Source organism: bacterium (assembly GCA_023150945.1).
Classification (GTDB): Bacteria; Zhuqueibacterota; Zhuqueibacteria; order Zhuqueibacterales; family Zhuqueibacteraceae; genus Coneutiohabitans.
The window spans coordinates 210,709-226,831 of the sequence record JAKLJX010000012.1; the positions used below are offsets into that span (position 1 = coordinate 210,709).

Genomic DNA, 16,123 nt, shown 5'->3' on the forward strand with positions numbered 1-16,123 from the left:
GATTCGTTCTGCGCCCGAGAGCAGCGTTCAATAGTACCACACGGCGAACACATGCAGCGCCACCAGCACCAGCAGCACCAGCGAAGCTGGCACGTGCAAATAGAGCCACCAGCGCAGTGCGCGCTGCAGGGTGAAATGCGCGTCGATCTCGAGTTTGGCGCGGTAATACGATTCCAGCTCGTACAGCTTGTGCTGTTCCTCCGCCGGCAGCAAGCGGCGGACATACTCGAACTTTTTGACGCGCGCCTGAATGCCGCCGGTGATGTCGAGGTAGTAGATCCAGCGCGGCTGCGGCGCGGCCAGTGCCAGCGCGATTTGGTCGCGATAGAAATCCTGCACCGGCTCGGTGCAGGTTTGCATCAGGGCCGCCGCCTTTGCGCTGATTTCCGCGATCAACTCGGGGATGCGTTCATACACCACTTCCAGCGCCAGGCCCGAGCTGAGCAGGCGCGGCAGCCATTTTTGCAGCAGCACGCCGGCCGCGCCGCTCACGGTTACCCAAATGCTCAAACTCCACATCCACCACGCCAGCCGGCCGTGCGGCAATTGAAAACCGGTGTGCATGAACACCAACACCAGAAACAGGGTGCCGCCGTAGAGATGAAACTGCAGCCAGGTTTGCGCCGCGCCCCAGCGCTGCCGCAACGCGGTCTGGGCTAACCGCCGCCGCATGCTGAACAAGGCTGCGCCCAGCATCAACACGGCGGCGGCGGTGCCGTACGATATTCCCCAAAGACTCTGCGGCGCAATGTCGCTCACCACGGCATTCACGATAAACACCAGGCCGCACGCGGCCAGCGCGATCAGGAACAGCCGCGCTTCCTTTGGAATCGCGCGCCAGAGCTGGCTCAGCCGGCGGCGCGGCGTTGGTTTCTTTTTGTCCGGTGCGAGGGATGATTTCTCCGGCATAGCTTTAAAGGTTGAATGAAGCACAAGAGGAATCGTTGCGAAGCAGGCAATCATTGAAAGCGGGAGTTCGGCAGTCCGTTTTTTTGCTGCCGCTGGCGGGCAGGGGAGCTTCCAATGCGAACTTTGCCCGGCAACACGAGGCAAAATTCAAATGCAGCGCGTTGGCGGCAGGCTCATTCACGGCTGTAACTGACCGTTTCGTAATTGAGCTTGCCGGCGGCCGTGCCTGAGCGCAAGTGTTTGAATAACTCAAACGCCTGCTCATGTAGCACGCCTATCTTCGCAAAACAGGTGCCAGCAAGTGTAAGGGCAGCGGGTGGGAAACAAAAAGCCCCGCCGGCAGCGGGGCTGGTGAGCAGCAGTCGGTTTTGATCGACAGTCTATATCGTGTCCGTCCGAAAACGCCACCGCCTGGGCGCTTCATCATGAGCATGAGCGCGCCTTATTCGGCTCAGACACATCTCAGGGCCAAGCGCCCGGGCGGTTTCCTTCTTTCTGAACGGACACTATTTCACGAGGACCAGCTTTTGCGTGGCTTGAAAACCGCCCGCAGTCATGTGCAGCAGATAGACGCCGGCGGGCAGTAACCGGCCGTTGTCATCGCGGCCCTCCCAGGAGGCTTGATGAGCGCCGGCTGGTTTTTCCGCACGCAACAGGTGGCGCACGCGCCGGCCCATCACGTCATAGATCACCAAATCAACCACGCTCAGGCGGGCGGTTTGAAACATGATGCGACCCGGCGTTGCTGCGGCGCGCAGCGGATTGGGAAAGACCTGCGCGAGCTGGAATTGCGCCGGCAGATGGCCGGCAGGCGCGTGCACCGCCGTGGTGAGCAAGTCGATTTGCCATTCGGCTGAAATGGCATGCGTGCCGTCGCTGACTTCGACGCGCACCGTGTGCCGGCCCTCGGCATAGAAGAACGCCACCCAGGCAAAATCTTGCGCGAACGAAACCGAGAAGTTATCGACAAACCAGGTGTAACTCAGCGGATCGTTGTCGGTATCGATGGCGCTGGCGGAAAAACGAATCGTATCCTGCCGGGAAGCGGCCAGCGGCGGGCTGACCGGCGGCGCGACATTGACCCAAACCGGCGGATTGTTGCCGGCGAGCGGCACATCGCGCGTGGGTTCGAGATCGAAACCGTTGAGCGGCGAAACTTCCTGCTCGGTTGGTTGGGCAACGCCGAAATAGTTGTGACTGGCTTTGATTTTCGGCGCGCTGTGCGAGCGCAGGAGCTGGCGGCCGGTGTTGCCGCCGGTGTTGCCGAAGATGTCATTGCCGCGGCCACTCTCGCCGCCGATCACCGGCAAGGCCGCGCCGGTGCAATAGATCGCGCCGCCCAGCGTGGTGGCCTCGGTGTGATTCTGTGTGATGCGGCAGCCGCTGATTTGCACGCTGGAATTATCCAGGTACATCGCCGAGCCCAGTGCCGGCGAATGGTTGTTCGCGATCGTGCAAGCCAGAATTTCGCCGCTGCTGTTCTGCAGATAAATCGCTGCGCCGCTGCCGCGATTTTGCGTGAAGCGGCATTGGCTGAGATAAAGCTGCGTGACCGCCATGCTCGCCAGCCCGGCGCCGAAGGCTGGCGTCGTGTTGTCACGCCAATGCACGCCGACCAGGCGAATGGCGCGGCTGTTCTCCAGCCGCAAACCGGCGCCGTTTTCGGCCGGCTGTTCCGCGGCGAGGCTGGCGCCCGCTGCCAGAGTGAGCTGCCGGATTTCGACGCTGTCCGCCTCGACAACTTCCAGCAGGCGGCTGGCAGCGCCGCCGTTGATGATCACACTGTCGGCATGACTGCCCGCCAGCACGACGCGGCTGGGCAAGCGCACCGGCAAAACCTCGCCGGTTGATTTGCGCGAATAAACGCCGTTGGCCAGGCTGAGGGTGAAGCGATCCCCGGGCAGCGCAACGAACAATCGCAACGCGCGGCCGAGCGTGCGCAACGGATTTTTTGCGGAGGGCGCGCGATTGTCATCCGAGCCGTTGGGCGAAAGATAGAGCGTGCGCTCGGCGCTCGGCAGAATGATGCTGGTGCGGCGAAACTCGGAGACATTGAAGCCGGCGAGGCTGCTCACCTGCGCCTCGTCCGGCCGCGCGCCGAAGAAATTGCAGCGGGCTTCGTTGGGCGTGATGCGGTTCGGGCCGGCCAGCGCTTTGCCGTTGCCCGGTGCGCGGTTGCCATAAAGATCGTTGCCGTTCTCCGGCGTGCCGCCGATCACCGCGTTGGCCTCGGCTGCGATGAAGAGAGCGCCGCCGCTCAGCGTCGCGCTGTTGTCGATGATGGTATTGCGGAAGAACTGCGCCGTCCCGCTGGCCAACGCCGCGCCGCCGCCTTGTTCCGCTTGATTGCCGGCCAGGTAGTTGGCGTGCAAGTAGGCGAGTTTCATTTTGCTGAAATAAAGACCGCCGCCGCTGGCGACAGCCTGGTTGCCGATGAATTCGCAATGGCGCAGGGCAACGCTGTCACCCTCCATATGCAGGCCGCCGCCGCGCAGTTGCGCCTGATTGCCGTCAAACTGCGTGAATTGAATCGTGGCCGGCTTGCAGCCGCGCAGCGCCAAACCGCCGCCCTGCACGGCCTCATTCTCCTGAAACCGGCAGCTATCGATCAACACCGTCGTCACCGAATCGAGCAGCACGCCGCCGCCGCGCTGCCCGCTCTTGCCGTGGCGCAGCATCATTTGCCGCAATGCCACTTGCTGCAGCTTGCGGCCTTCGAACAGGCGATGAATTCCGTCGCCGCGGATCACCGTCTGCTCGCGTCCGGCGCCGGTGAGGGTGAGATGACTTTCCAGCGCAAGCGGAAACGTTTCGCGGTTGGTGTCCGGCGCATACTGGCCGGGCAGAAGCTGCAGCGTCATCGGTGCTTCCGGTGTGCCGAAGAAAAGCTGCAGCGCCTCGGTCATGGTGCGCAGCGGCGCCTGCGGTGTGGCGCCGCTGGCCTCGTCGTCGCCGTTGGGCGAGACGTAGAGCGTGCGCGTGCCGCGCGGCAGCCGAATCGCCAGCGTGCGGTATTCCAGCAGCGAGAACTCATTCACCGGAACCGCCGTGCCGGCACCCGGCACCTCGCCCCAGAAGTTGTAACGGGCATCGACGGTCAAGCCCGGGGAAGTGCGCCACAATTGCGTGCCCTGGCCGGTCGTCGTGTTGCCGTAGAGGTCATTGCCGCGGCTGCGGCTCGCGCCGATCACCGGCTGCGAACCGCCGTCGAGCGCGATGGCGCCGCCGCCGGCCGTGGCATGATTTCGCCGAATGCGATTGCCGCTCACTTGCAGCCGCGCTTGCGCCAGGTGAAGCGCGCCGCCGGCTTCTGCGGTGTTGCCGGTGAAATCATTTTGTTCGAGCACGGCCGCGCTGCCGGAATCAGCCGCAAGGGCGCCGCCGCGCACCGCCTGGTTGTTGAGAAAAACATTCTGCACGACTTCCGTATCCTCGCCCAACAGCGCCAGCGCGCCGCCGCTGCCCGTGCTGTGATTTCCCCGAAACAGGCAGTTGGCAATGCGGTTGCCGGAACCGCCGATAATGGTGAAGCCTGCCCCGCGGCTGCCCTGATTGTTCTCCACCAGCAGTGAATCCAGCAGCAATCGTTCACAACCGCGTGCCACCAGCGCGCCCCGGCCGGCGTGGCGCAGCGTCACCGCCGTGAGGCGCGCGCCCACGACATTCATCGCTGCGACCAATTCCGACTGCAGCCAGTTCGCGCCCTCGATGAAAGTGGCCTCCTGGCCGGCGCCCAGCAGGCTGACGCGCGATTTCAAACGAATCGGGAAATTTTCGCCGGTGCTGGCAGTGCCGTAAATGCCCGGGCGCAGGTACAGGCGCATGGTATCAAGTTCAGTGGCGAAAAACTGGCTCTGCGCGTAGTTGATCGTGCGCCACGGCTGCGCGGCGCTGCCGTTGTTCTCGTCCGCGCCGGTGGGCGCAACGAAGAACGTCTTCGTGCCGAACGCCACGTTGATGGCGACATTGCGGGCATTGCCCAGATTGATCTGGGCCGTCGGTGCCGCCACTTTTTTGTCCGGCAACGCGCCCCAGAAATTGAAGCGGGCGTCGGCCGTGCTTTGTTTGTCGAGCAGAAAAAGCTGTGCCCCCTGCACGCCGCCGGTGTTTTCGTGAATGTCATTGCCAAGCTCGAATGCGCCGCCGATCACCGCGCCCACGGCATTGCTGAGCACGATGCCGCCGCCGCCTTGCTGCTGGCTTTGCTCCGCGCCATTCCAGCGAATCCGGCATTTTTGGATGGTGGGTGCGGTGGCGGCAAGGTACAACGCGCCGCCGAGGTTGCCGGCCCGGTTGTGCTGCAGCGTGGTGCCGGTGATGAGGCTGGCGCTGGAGCTGTCGTGGTACATCGCGCCGCCGTTCAAGGCGCGATTGTTCTCCAGCACGCAGTTCTGCACCGTCAAACCCGAGCCTTTGGAAATGAACAAGCCGCCGCCGGCCGCCGCCGCGGTGTTGTCGCGGATCAGGCAATTGCGCAGCGTGAAGTTGGTGAAGCCCTTGATCCACACGCCGCCGCCCTGTCCCGCGGCCGCGGCGCCCGTGGCCTTGCCGTTTTGCAGGCACAGGCCCGCCAGGCCCGCCTGTTGAATCTGTTGGCCGGTGAAAAGATGCAGGGCTTGGCCGGCATCGAGAATGGTGGCGTTCCGGCCTGCGCCCAGGATGGTCATCCAGCTTCGCAGCGCCAGCGGGAAGGCTTCGCCGGTGGTGGCGGCGCTGAAGGTGCCGCTGGACAGTTTGATGACTTTGGGATTGGCCGCGTTGCTCGGCGTTTTCTGCAGCGCCACGGTGAGGCTGCGATAGGGCTTGGCAACGGAACCGTCGCCTTGCGCATCGCTGCCGGAGAGGGAAACATAAACCGTGTCCACCGCGGCGAAGGCGCGCGGCGCGCCGGCCGGCGCCAATACGCCGGCAAGCAGCAGCGCGATGGCAGGCAGGAGCGGACGGCGAAAAGAGAGGGTGAGGGCCATGGCTGAGATTCCCGAGGGTTGTCAAAATCCTTTTTGCGTCGTCATGTTCTCCCTCATCAGAAGACCAATGCCGGCGTGATGAAAACGCCGGACGAGGGGTTGTGGGTTATATATACCTGCAAAACCACCGATTGGGAAAAGTGAAAGAGCGAGCGGGTGGCCAACGACGAAGAATCCAAAAAAGTACTTGACTTTGAGTTTCGCTAAAATTATACTCATGCCACGTTGTTGAGCGAATCTACTATGGGAGGTGCAATGAGTTTTATGATTCGTAGGGGGCCGGGGTAAAAGTCTGAACAACTTGCTTGTCTTCATCCCGACCTTTTCTTCATCTTCATCCTGTTTCTCTTCTTCCCTTCTTTTTCCTATTCCTCCCCAAGCCTTGAAGATGGAGATGATTTGATACCACCATCGATTTAGGATGACGCTGATAAACTGTTCCAATATCCCGTATTCACCTGACGGATGACATTTGGCAGCGCAGCGCCGGTGAAGATTTCACATTGGCTCGGGATTGAGCGGCAACTCGCTTCAAGGGGATTTGCGATGTCCGGCAAAACACTATTTTTGATTCCCGGCCTGCTGCTGGGAAGCCTGTTCGCGTTCGACTTGTCCGGCCAGACCGTCATCGATATCGGCAAGTTCGAAGAGGATGTTCGGATTTCAAACTATCTGCCCTCTGCCGGTTTCGGCCGCTCGGCGGCGGCCGGCGACGTGAATGGCGACGGCATCGATGACATGCTGATCGGTGCCGGCACCATCGAGCTTTTCCACCTGGGCGGCGGAGGCGCCTTTTTGATTTTCGGCAACCAGGCGCTGCCGCGCTTCATTGATTTGGAAAACCCACAGGGACGCGTGGCTTTTTGGGGCGGCGGCCGCCAGGACTATGCCGGAGATAGGGTCGACGTTTTCGACTTTTCGAATGACGGCCTCGCCGATGTTTTCATCGCCGCGCCGCAATGGAATTTCGCCGGCGGCAACCAAATGGAGGGCCGGCTTTACTTTTTCAAGGGCAGAGCGCATTGGCCGGCGGAAATCACTTTGCAGGATTATCCTGGCGACAGCCTGGCCGCAACGTTGCACGGCGAGCGCTCCCGCGCATACCTGGGATATTGCTTGACGCACGGCGACTACAATGGCGACGGCATTCCGGATCTGGCCGCGGTCACTCGTTTTGCCAATCGGCCGGCGCACATCTCACAACAATCAACGGCTTACCTGCTTTGGGGCGGCCAGCGGCTGATCAGCGGTAAAATCGACAATCCCGCTTTGCAACATTGCACGATTACGCCTTCCCGCGAAAAACAGATTTCTCTCATCCTCTACACCGGGAATTTGGACGGCGATGCCTATGACGATTTGATCGTGAATTTGCCGGATGCCGATGTGTTGACGGAGTTGGACTGGGGCGGCGTTGGTTTTATCCTCTGGGGCAGGAAAGACTGGCCGGAAACTCTCGATTTGAACGGTTGGCAAACCGATGGCCAGATTACGCGCCTGGTGGGAAGGAGCCAGGTGCCCATGACCGCCTATCGTTTCGTGAGCGGCGATTTCAACGGCAATGGCATCACCGACATGGTGATCGACAGCTTTGACACGCTGACCCACAAGAGCTACGCCCGCCTCTATTTGGATCCCCACCTGGCCCGGGGAAAAACCTTCGAGTATTTTGACCCGCGCCACCAGGTAGTCGTGATTACCGATCCTTATGCTTTTGATGGCGGCAACACTTCCCCCTACAAAATAATAAAACTGGATTGGAATCATGATGGCGTGGATGATCTGGCACTCACCAATCTGCTGGCGACGCGCCGGATTCCGGAGCTGACTTACGAAGGCAATGCCTACGTTCTCTACGGCGCCCCGGCTTTTCCGGATACCGTTGATTTTCGCCGCACGAATGCGCGGTGGGACGTCATCTGGGGTGGCACGCGTTCCGCCTGGCTCGGCCAGTCCATTGCCGCCGGCGACGTGGACGGCGACCGCAAAGATGATCTCATCATCGGCGCGTGGGCCGCGACGACAAAGGCCGGAGATGCCAGCGGTGAAGCTTATGTGCTGTTGAATCCCACGCGCGCGCAGCATATGCCTGCTCCCGGCACGCTGGCGTTGTTGCCCGCCTCGCCCAATCCGCTGCGGGCAAACTGCGTCATTTGGTTTGATCTCAATCGGGAAACCGGCGTGCAGGTGCAGATCTATGACGTTTTGGGCCGCCGGGTTCGCCTGTTGCTGGAAACGAAGCTGCAACCGGGCCGGCAATCAGCAGTGTGGAATGGCCGTGACCAGGCCGGTAACCTTGCCAAATCCGGCGTCTATTTCATCGTCTTGCGCGCGGGCAATAATGTTCAGACGCAAAAAGTTTTGTTGTTGCGTTAGTACTAAAACGTTAAGTGCACATGTTGTCTCCAGAAGGCCGGCTTGACCCCAACGGGATCGCATGTCATAGCCCACAGGCAGCGCCCTGGGAACCGATTGGGGCTTGGCGATATCTCATGATTACCGATTTCCCAGGGCTTTGCCCTTCGCTCTTGCATTGCGCCCTTTTGGGGCTGTTGGTCTGTGCAATAGAATTCGACTTAACGTTGTAGGCCATAGGGCAATCAAAGTTAGAATAGAATTCTGACTTTTTATCCCCAACGGGTAGATTAAGACCAACGGATGAAAAGACAAAAAGCTTTATCCGTTGGAGCCGCTCGCAGGGCTGCGGTTTTCAGCTTGTCTGAAAATCCGCTTTATTCAGTTGCTCAACCGAAAGGCCTGTCACCATGAAACAGAAATGCTGCTCTCCTGCTGCCGCCCTGCTGTCCTGTGTTTTCACGCTGGCCGCGTTGGATGCCAGCCACGCCCAGTTTGCCTATTCCACTTTCACGGAAGGTTCGGTGGCGTATGCGGCGTTGTCGGGTTTGGGCATGGACTTCTCCGCTGCCAATCCTGCGGTGCTCTGCGGCCTGCCGCCGGGCAAACGATTTGCCTACGTGGTGGAAGCGAATGAAGGCAGTGTTGATGAGGCCTTTCTGAACGAATTCCCGAATTCCAGCTTGCAGCTCGCGCTGGCTTCGCGCTTGACCATTGCCTTCGCCCAGACCAAACGGCAAGTCGACACCTTCGCCGACGCTTCCCGCCGCGGTCCTGCCCATCCGCTGCGCGACCTCACTTTCGGCTACCAACAAGACTGGGCCGTGGGTGCGGGTTTTCAGATCAAGCCAGCCCTTCATGCCGGCCTGGTGATGCGCCATGAAGGCTATCTCGTCGTGCCGCATTCCCTGGGCCCGTACTCGTTTGGGCAACAATTCCGCAGCTTCGATCTGGGATTCCGGAAAACCGGCACGCGCTTCAATTTCGGACTCGTCCTGCGCAATTTGGTCAAAGACCGCGCGAGCAAGCCGTTCAACCAGCCGGTGCGCATTCGGATCGCAGGCACGGATTCCATCATTGTCTGGAATCCCTTCTCGTTTCCCGGCATCGCCTTAGAACCGGCCTTCAGACTGGAGGGCGGGTTGCACTGGCTGATCAGTTCACACTGGCAACTGCTGGCAGATTGGACGACCCGCAAAGAATACGCGTACGGCTTGCGCTGGCGCGTTTTTTCGACTTTATTCATCACCACCGGAACCGGCAAGCGCTTTGATCGCATCTATGATGACGAAGCCGTGACCTACACGACGCTCGGCAGCCAGTTTCAGCATAAGAGCTTTGCCCTGGGCCTGACCTGGATCATTCCGACCCGCCAGGGCCGCACCCAGTTCGTGTCATCGCCCCACGGCTCCTATCAGATTCAGCAGAATCCGCACCATCGCCTGCTGATCGGCCTGGCCTTGTCGCTGTAATCTGCGCGCACAGCCGCCAACACGCTCGGTTTCTTTTCCGCCCTGGACTGCTCCACCCTCAGAGGCTGCGGCTGAGTATTGCAGCGTGCGGTTGTCCTTCCGCATTGCGCCGGCGCGCCGTTGTTCGCACGTGTAATGACTCAGTTATTGGTGGGGATGATCTGCCACGGCTTGCAGCGGTGCAACCGTTGCTGATCGATATGACACACCCGATAAGTGAGACATTACTCGCACGTCAAACTCGGCCTTGACTTTCCCGCCCTCGCTGTGTACGTTTTGCACCGGCATTCCCAAGCAATTCCCCGACCTGGAAGCCCGATCACGGAGGAGGCATGGATCTCAACTACATCGCCCTGGCGATTCCTTTTTTTCTGCTGCTCATCGGCGTGGAAGTCTGGTTTGCCCGCCATGAACGCAAAGAATACTACCGCTTCAACGATGCCATCAATGACCTGAGCTGCGGCGTGGCGCAACAAGTGGTGGGCGTGTTCAGCAAAGTCATCATCGTCGGCGGCTATGTGTGGCTCTATGAAAACTTCCGGCTGCTGGAAATTTCCTCCACCTCCGTGGCGGCGTGGCTGGTGTTGCTGTTCGGCGTGGATTTCTGCTATTACTGGTTTCATCGCGTCAGCCATCGCATGAACGCGCCCTGGGCCGCGCACATCGTGCATCACCAAAGCGAGGAATTCAACCTGGCGGTGGCGCTGCGGCAGGGCACGTTGCAAAGCTGGTTTTCGTGGATCTTCTACCTGCCGCTCGCGCTCATCGGTTTTCCGCCGCTGATGTTTCTCACCATGTCGGCTTTCGACACGCTGTATCAGTTTTGGATTCACACCCGCGCCGTCGACAAACTCGGCCCGCTGGAGTGGGTGCTCAACACGCCCTCGCATCACCGCGTGCATCACGGCCGCAATCCCAAATATCTCGACAAAAATTACGCCGGCATCTTCATCATTTGGGATCGCCTATTCGGCACCTTTGAACCGGAAACCGAGCCGGTGGTGTATGGCGTCACCGAGCCGCTCAACAGTTGGAATCCGATTTGGGCCAATTTCCATTACTGGGCCAAACTCAAGCACCTCGCCGGCCAGTTTCCGCGCTGGATCGACCGCGTCAAACTCTTCTTCATGCCGCCGGAATGGCGGCCCGCCGGCCTGCCGCCGCTGCCGCCCCATCCCGAGGTGACGCCGGAAACCTACGTCAAGTATGATACCAAATTGCCGTTGGGTTTGAATCTCTACGTGTTGCTGCATTTCAGTCCGGTGGTGGCCGCCACTTTCTTTATGCTGCAAAAAGAAAACACCTGGCCGCTGCGCTGGCATCTCATTGCCGGCGGCATGATCCTGTTGGCGCTTTTGACCCTCGGCGGCATTCTGGACAAACGCGGCTGGGCCTTCCGGCTGGAGTTGGCGCGGTTGGTGTTGCTGGCCTTTGTCACGATGCTGGCCTTTGCCGGCAGCGAGTGGTTCGGCCTCGCGCTCGTGCTGGCGGTGTCGCTTTTTGCCGGCTTTGCGTTTTGGCTGGCCAGCTACCGCCATGTGTTCTTTGCGCCCGCGCCGGCTGCCAGCGAAAATACAGAAAGCTGGCGGCTTTCAGAAGCGCCATGAATGCTGACCGTGTTGCGCCCGCCCATGCGTTGCCGGGACGGCAGCCGGCCAGTGACGCTTGATCTGCAAATGTCTGCCCAGAAATGAAGAAACCGCCCGGGCGCTTGGCCCAGAAGCGTGTCCAAGTCGAATGAGACTCACTTCCGTTCAGGACAAAGCGCCCGGGCGGTATTCTGCAATGACTTGAACTGCTGACATCAGGCTGTCGCACCGGCGACTTATTTTTGTCGGCACACAATCAACGTGTCGCAAGAGTTACTTTGTATCAAAAAAAGAAGGAGAAGAGATGCTGCGTACGATCGAAGATTTCGTGAAGGTGTGGGAAGAAGAAAGCGGGATGACGCTCAAGCTCTTCCGCAACCTCACCGCCGCCAGCCTGGCGCAGAAAGTAACGCCCGAGGGCCGCAGTCTGGGGAAGCTGGCCTGGCACCTGACCACCTCGCTGCACATGCTGTCGGAAGCCGGCCTCCCGGTTGACGCCCCGAAGGATGACATGCCGATTCCCGGCAAAGTGAATGACCTCATCGCGGCTTATGAAAAGGGCACGGCTTCGGTGCGTGACCAGGTGAAGAAACACTGGACGGATGCCGCGTTGCGCGACATTGTTTCGATGTACGGCGAAGAATGGGCCAAGGGCCAAGTGTTGTGGGCCACCCTCCTGCATCAAGCCCATCATCGCGGCCAAATGACGGTGCTCATGCGTCAAGCCGGGCTCAAAGTCCCCGGCATCTACGGCCCGGCGCGCGAAGAGTGGGCCGCCATGAACCTGCCGCCGCAGGAATAGCCTACCGTCGCATCGTTGAAGTTTCTGCCCGCGCAACACCAGCACGGCATGATGACTCTGGCGCGTGCGGGCCGCCGTTCACGTGTTTCGCGGGCAACTCTCGAGGCAGAAAGTATCAGCCGCAAGAACCGCGTGCCGCAATTGGAACCGCCGGCCGCGCAACCAAGCATGCGCATGCCGGCCTTTACCAGCACGAAAAAGAGAGAAGGCTCATTGCTCCACGCCCTCCGTTTCCAGCAAGAAATCCGCCGCGGCTCTTCGCTGCCGTTGCTGCTCGGCGGCGATGACGGCCAAACCTACGTCGTCAAACTCAATGCCGCCGGCGATGGCCTGCTCGCCCGCGTCATCGAATGGCTGGCGGGCCGGCTCGGCGAATTGCTCGAAGTGCCGGTGCTGCCGCCGGTCGCGATTTGGGTTTCCGCCGGGCTGGCCGGCCAGGCGGCTGACCCGGAAATCAAAGAGCTGTTGGCGAAAAGTGAGGGCCTCAACCTGGCAACGATCTTTTTGCCCGAGGCCTCTCCTTTTCGCGCGGAAGCCGCCGCCGGCCTCGACGACGCTGTGCAGCAACGCCTTTTCCTCTTCGATCTGCTCCTGCTCAATCTCGACCGCACCGGCAGCAATCCAAACCTGATTGTGCACGGCGGCCGGTTGTGGAGTCTGGACTATTCCTCGGACTTCGAGATCAGAAGTCTGCTCACCGGCGCGGCCTATCGCGAGCATGTGATCTTGAAGCAGCTCAAACGGCATCCCTTTTATCGGCCGGAGACGAGCGCGCATGCCTTTCTCGGTCAGTTGCGCGGCATTTCCGAGGACCGGCTGCGCGCGATTGCGGCCAGCCTGCCCGCGGAATGGCTTGCTCCGCTGCAGCTCGCGCCCTCCGCCGCCGCGGCACGCACGGCACTCACGCACAAGCTGATTCGCTTACAGCAACTCGGCCTTGCCAAACTGGCCCGGCGATTGGATCTGCTGAAAGTGCTGGTCCTCGAATCGGAAGAAGAGATCAACGCCAGAAACTTGCAGAACAGAAAGGCTTTTGAATCGCGCTGGGGCTGATGTTGCCGGGAGGGGCATTGGCATCTTGTGTGTGGCGGCGACTCTGCCAGCAACAAGCATTGATAAATCGAACAAGCTAGTTCATGTTGTCGCCGTCAATTCACCGCGCCGTGTGATTAGTACTACAACGTTAAGTCGAATTCTATGGCACAGACAAACAGCCCCAAGCTGGCGAAATGTAAAAGCGAAGGGCAACGCCCTGGAAAATCGGTATTCATGAGATCTCACCAAGCCCCATGCGGGGCGCCATAGAACGACGTCTGGAATGCTGCCCCTTGGCTATGTGCGATAGATTTTATCGGTTCCCAGGGCGCTGCCCGTGGGCTATCACATGCGACCCCGTCGGGGTCAAGCTGGCCTTCTAAACGAGGAGAGTGTATCCTTAGCGTTGTGGTACTTACCGGTGAGCAAATCATAAGGCCAACGCAGATGAATACAGCAAAAGCCCTGACCGGCAAAGTCGCCGTGGTGGCGGGCGCCACCCGCGGCGCTGGGCGCGGCATTGCCTGCGCTCTCGGCGAGGCGGGTGCCACGGTTTATTGCACCGGCCGCAGCACGCGCGCTGCGCTTGGCGGCCGCCGGCCGGATAAAGCGGCGCCCTTTGCGCTGGCGCAGCGCCGGGAAACCATCGAAGAAACCGCGGAATTGGTGACGAGCGCCGGCGGCGCGGGACTGGCCCTGCAGGTCGACCACACCGTGCCCGCGCAAGTGCAGGCCTTGTTCGAGCGCGTCAAAGCCGAGCAGGGCCGCCTGGATATTCTGGTCAATGACATTTGGGGCGGCGACGAGCTGACGGAGTTCGGCACCCCGTTTTGGGAGCTGTCATTGGAAAAAGGCCTGCTCGTGCTGCAGCGCGCCGTGCATTCACACCTCATCACCAGCCGCTTAGGTGTGCCGCTGATGCTTAACGGCACTGCGGGCCTGATCGTGGAAATCACGGACGGCGATTTTTTCGGCTATCGCGGCAATCTCTTCTATGATCTCGTGAAAACCTCGGTCATTCGCCTGGCTTTTGCGATGGCCCGCGAGCTGCGGCGCCGCCAGATTGCGGCGGTGGCGGTCACGCCCGGTTTTTTGCGCTCCGAAGCCATGCTCGATCGTTTCGGCGTGACCGCAGACAACTGGCAGGAGGGCGCGAAGCAGGATGCGGATTTTCTTGCGTCAGAGACGCCGCTGTTCGTCGGCCGCGCGGTCGCGCGCCTGGCCGCTGATGCGCAGATCATGCGGAAAACCGGCCGGGTCTTCAGCTCATGGGAGTTGGCGGAAGAGTACGGCTTCACTGATCGCGATGGCAGCCGGCCCAACTGGGGCAGGTATTTCGTCGAGAAGTACGGCCGCTATCGCAAATGTGACGAGGCTTTTTATGAGTATTGGTGGCAGGGGCCGGGCGAGCTGGTGTTTCCTGATTGGCCGTGAGGGGTTCGAATCTCGCGAGCCTGCGGCAGCAAGGTTGGCAGGCGAATTTGATGCCGTCAGTCAAGAGCAGGCAGTGCACTGTTGGTTTGAAAAGTATGCTTTACCTCGACTATCATCCAGTAAGGATCCTGTGAAGATTTCGGCACGGTGCCGTAACATCCACAGCAAAAGCTCACCGCAGCGGCGCGGAGGCAGTAAGTTTTTTTCTCGTTGTCTTCGTGCCTTGGTGGCGAGAGAATTCTTGCCCTTTTTGCAGCGATTCAACTAAAAAAAACTAAACAGAAGCAAACAGAGATAACAGAGACTTTCTTCTCTGTTGTCCCTGTTCGCCCCTGTTTAGGCGGATTACCTCTTCAAACATAGAATAAAATTCTGAAAGTTCTTTGTCATTTTAAGCGGCCTGTTTGAGGCCATAGTCGACACACAATGCTTCAAGATTGATCTGAATATTGCGATAGAGTTGATCGCGATAGTTTAGTTTGGGCTTTGGGCCAGGCTTCTTGTTAATGTGAGCGGAGGCTAACACGGGTTCAAGAATCTCATCGCGGAACACGATCAACCCCACCGCGCTTTGCAGACCGTCGGTGGTAAAACGATAGCGTTGGCGCCCGGTAATTTTCGTGATGATCGTTTTGGCTTTGAGCTTGCGCAGGTCATAGGTCAGTTGCGATTTCGTATACTCCTGGCCCTGCAAACGTTGTCGCACCTGCGCATAAAGCTCAGCGGCGGTAAAGCCATCCGGTCGTTTCGCAAGCGCCACGGCGGTTCTCAGCACCGTCATCACGCGACGATGTGTCAATTGAATCCCGGGAACCCGAAGGTGATTTTGAAGGGTGGGCGCTTGCAAGTGCTCAAGTCTTTCGTGCGGTAAGCGACATTGAGTTGCCGCCTGCAAAGTGTTGTGATAAGTCCGGATCATCTGCTCCATGCGGTGACGGTACTTCGGCCATGCCGACAGACTCTTTTTTAAACCCAGAGCGCGGGGATGATTGATCTTGGCTTCGGTGCGGAGCACGCGCTCGCCTTGGTCGTACGTTTTGATCCGGTTGCTCCCAAACCAGAGATTCACCGTGGTCAAATCATACTCAGGATTCTCGAGGCGCAGGCTCATGCTTTTGATCTTCACCCCTCGGCGATCTTTGCCAAAGACCGTATTGATGCTTCCCGGGCGCAAGCGTTGCCGGGTTTCATCAATCATGTTTTGATAGACCCACTGCAAGTAGCGTGGCTGCCGAAACAACATGTTGTGAGCGTATTCCACTTGCATGAAGGAGAGCAGTCGCGCAATGCCTGAAGCTTTGAGCTCTTGGGCCGTTAAACCCCTCATTACGCGGGGCATCCACCGACGGCAAACGTCCAAGAGATGCCCTTCAGACAAGGTATCTGCAAGCTCTTGGAGCGCTTGGCCGTCGGTGATTTCAGTCAGACAATTTTCGTGTTTCTGATATGCTAAACCACGACGGTTGGCACGCTCTGCCAGCCACTCGTGGCCGTTCAAGATAATCTTTGCGGCAAACGGTGGATGCGGCGAAATGCCAATGGTCACATGTCCCCAGTTTT

Annotated in this window: 10 protein-coding genes; 6 read left to right on the forward strand and 4 right to left on the reverse strand. The window is 59.7% G+C overall.

Going from position 1 to position 16,123, the window contains the following annotated elements; all coding sequences use genetic code 11:
• Positions 1-27 precede the first annotated feature (27 nt).
• From L6R21_16805 to L6R21_16815, 3 genes are all read right to left on the reverse strand, one after another.
• Entirely contained in the window at positions 28-909 is an 882-nt protein-coding gene (locus L6R21_16805) for a hypothetical protein (GenBank protein MCK6560856.1), read from the reverse strand.
• A gap of 506 nt (positions 910-1,415) precedes the next feature.
• Positions 1,416-5,876, reverse strand: a complete 4,461-nt coding sequence (locus L6R21_16810) for a right-handed parallel beta-helix repeat-containing protein (GenBank protein MCK6560857.1) — start codon at positions 5,874-5,876, stop codon at positions 1,416-1,418.
• A 21-nt stretch (positions 5,877-5,897) separates the two neighbouring features.
• Positions 5,898-6,320: a hypothetical protein gene (locus L6R21_16815; GenBank protein MCK6560858.1), complete on the reverse strand. Its 423-nt coding sequence runs from the start codon at positions 6,318-6,320 to the stop codon at positions 5,898-5,900.
• Positions 6,321-6,422: 102 nt separating this feature from the next.
• Here L6R21_16815 and L6R21_16820 point away from each other — a divergent pair, with 102 nt between their 5' ends.
• From L6R21_16820 to L6R21_16845, 6 genes are all read left to right on the forward strand, one after another.
• Positions 6,423-8,252, forward strand: a complete 1,830-nt coding sequence (locus tag L6R21_16820; GenBank protein ID MCK6560859.1) for a T9SS type A sorting domain-containing protein — start codon at positions 6,423-6,425, stop codon at positions 8,250-8,252.
• A 389-nt stretch (positions 8,253-8,641) separates the two neighbouring features.
• Positions 8,642-9,703 carry a hypothetical protein gene (locus L6R21_16825; GenBank protein MCK6560860.1) on the forward strand — a complete coding sequence of 354 codons (1,062 nt, stop codon included), beginning with the start codon at positions 8,642-8,644 and terminating at the stop codon, positions 9,701-9,703.
• A gap of 332 nt (positions 9,704-10,035) precedes the next feature.
• On the forward strand, positions 10,036-11,310 hold the full coding sequence (locus L6R21_16830) for a sterol desaturase family protein (GenBank protein ID MCK6560861.1): 1,275 nt from the start codon (positions 10,036-10,038) through the stop codon (positions 11,308-11,310).
• A 286-nt stretch (positions 11,311-11,596) separates the two neighbouring features.
• The gene (locus L6R21_16835) at positions 11,597-12,094 is read left to right on the forward strand and encodes a DinB family protein (protein MCK6560862.1); all 498 of its coding nucleotides are present in this window, start codon (positions 11,597-11,599) and stop codon (positions 12,092-12,094) included.
• Between the two features lie 213 nt (positions 12,095-12,307).
• Positions 12,308-13,147: a hypothetical protein gene (locus tag L6R21_16840; GenBank protein ID MCK6560863.1), complete on the forward strand. Its 840-nt coding sequence runs from the start codon at positions 12,308-12,310 to the stop codon at positions 13,145-13,147.
• Between the two features lie 429 nt (positions 13,148-13,576).
• Positions 13,577-14,563 (forward strand): SDR family NAD(P)-dependent oxidoreductase, encoded by a 987-nt coding sequence (locus L6R21_16845; GenBank protein MCK6560864.1) that lies wholly within the window; start codon positions 13,577-13,579, stop codon positions 14,561-14,563.
• A gap of 391 nt (positions 14,564-14,954) precedes the next feature.
• Here L6R21_16845 and L6R21_16850 read toward each other — a convergent pair.
• On the reverse strand, positions 14,955-16,123 hold a 1,169-nt coding region (locus tag L6R21_16850; protein MCK6560865.1), incomplete at its 5' end, for a hypothetical protein.

What these genes read in the sequence shown, in the direction of transcription:
- L6R21_16805 (MCK6560856.1), bottom strand. Translation starts at nt 909, where the DNA reads ATGCCGGAGAAATCATCCCTCGCACCGGACAAAAAGAAACCAACGCCG.
- L6R21_16810 (MCK6560857.1), bottom strand. Translation starts at nt 5,876, where the DNA reads ATGGCCCTCACCCTCTCTTTTCGCCGTCCGCTCCTGCCTGCCATCGCG.
- L6R21_16820 (MCK6560859.1), top strand. Translation starts at nt 6,423, where the DNA reads ATGTCCGGCAAAACACTATTTTTGATTCCCGGCCTGCTGCTGGGAAGC.
- L6R21_16825 (MCK6560860.1), top strand. Translation starts at nt 8,642, where the DNA reads ATGAAACAGAAATGCTGCTCTCCTGCTGCCGCCCTGCTGTCCTGTGTT.
- L6R21_16830 (MCK6560861.1), top strand. Translation starts at nt 10,036, where the DNA reads ATGGATCTCAACTACATCGCCCTGGCGATTCCTTTTTTTCTGCTGCTC.
- L6R21_16835 (MCK6560862.1), top strand. Translation starts at nt 11,597, where the DNA reads ATGCTGCGTACGATCGAAGATTTCGTGAAGGTGTGGGAAGAAGAAAGC.
- L6R21_16845 (MCK6560864.1), top strand. Translation starts at nt 13,577, where the DNA reads ATGAATACAGCAAAAGCCCTGACCGGCAAAGTCGCCGTGGTGGCGGGC.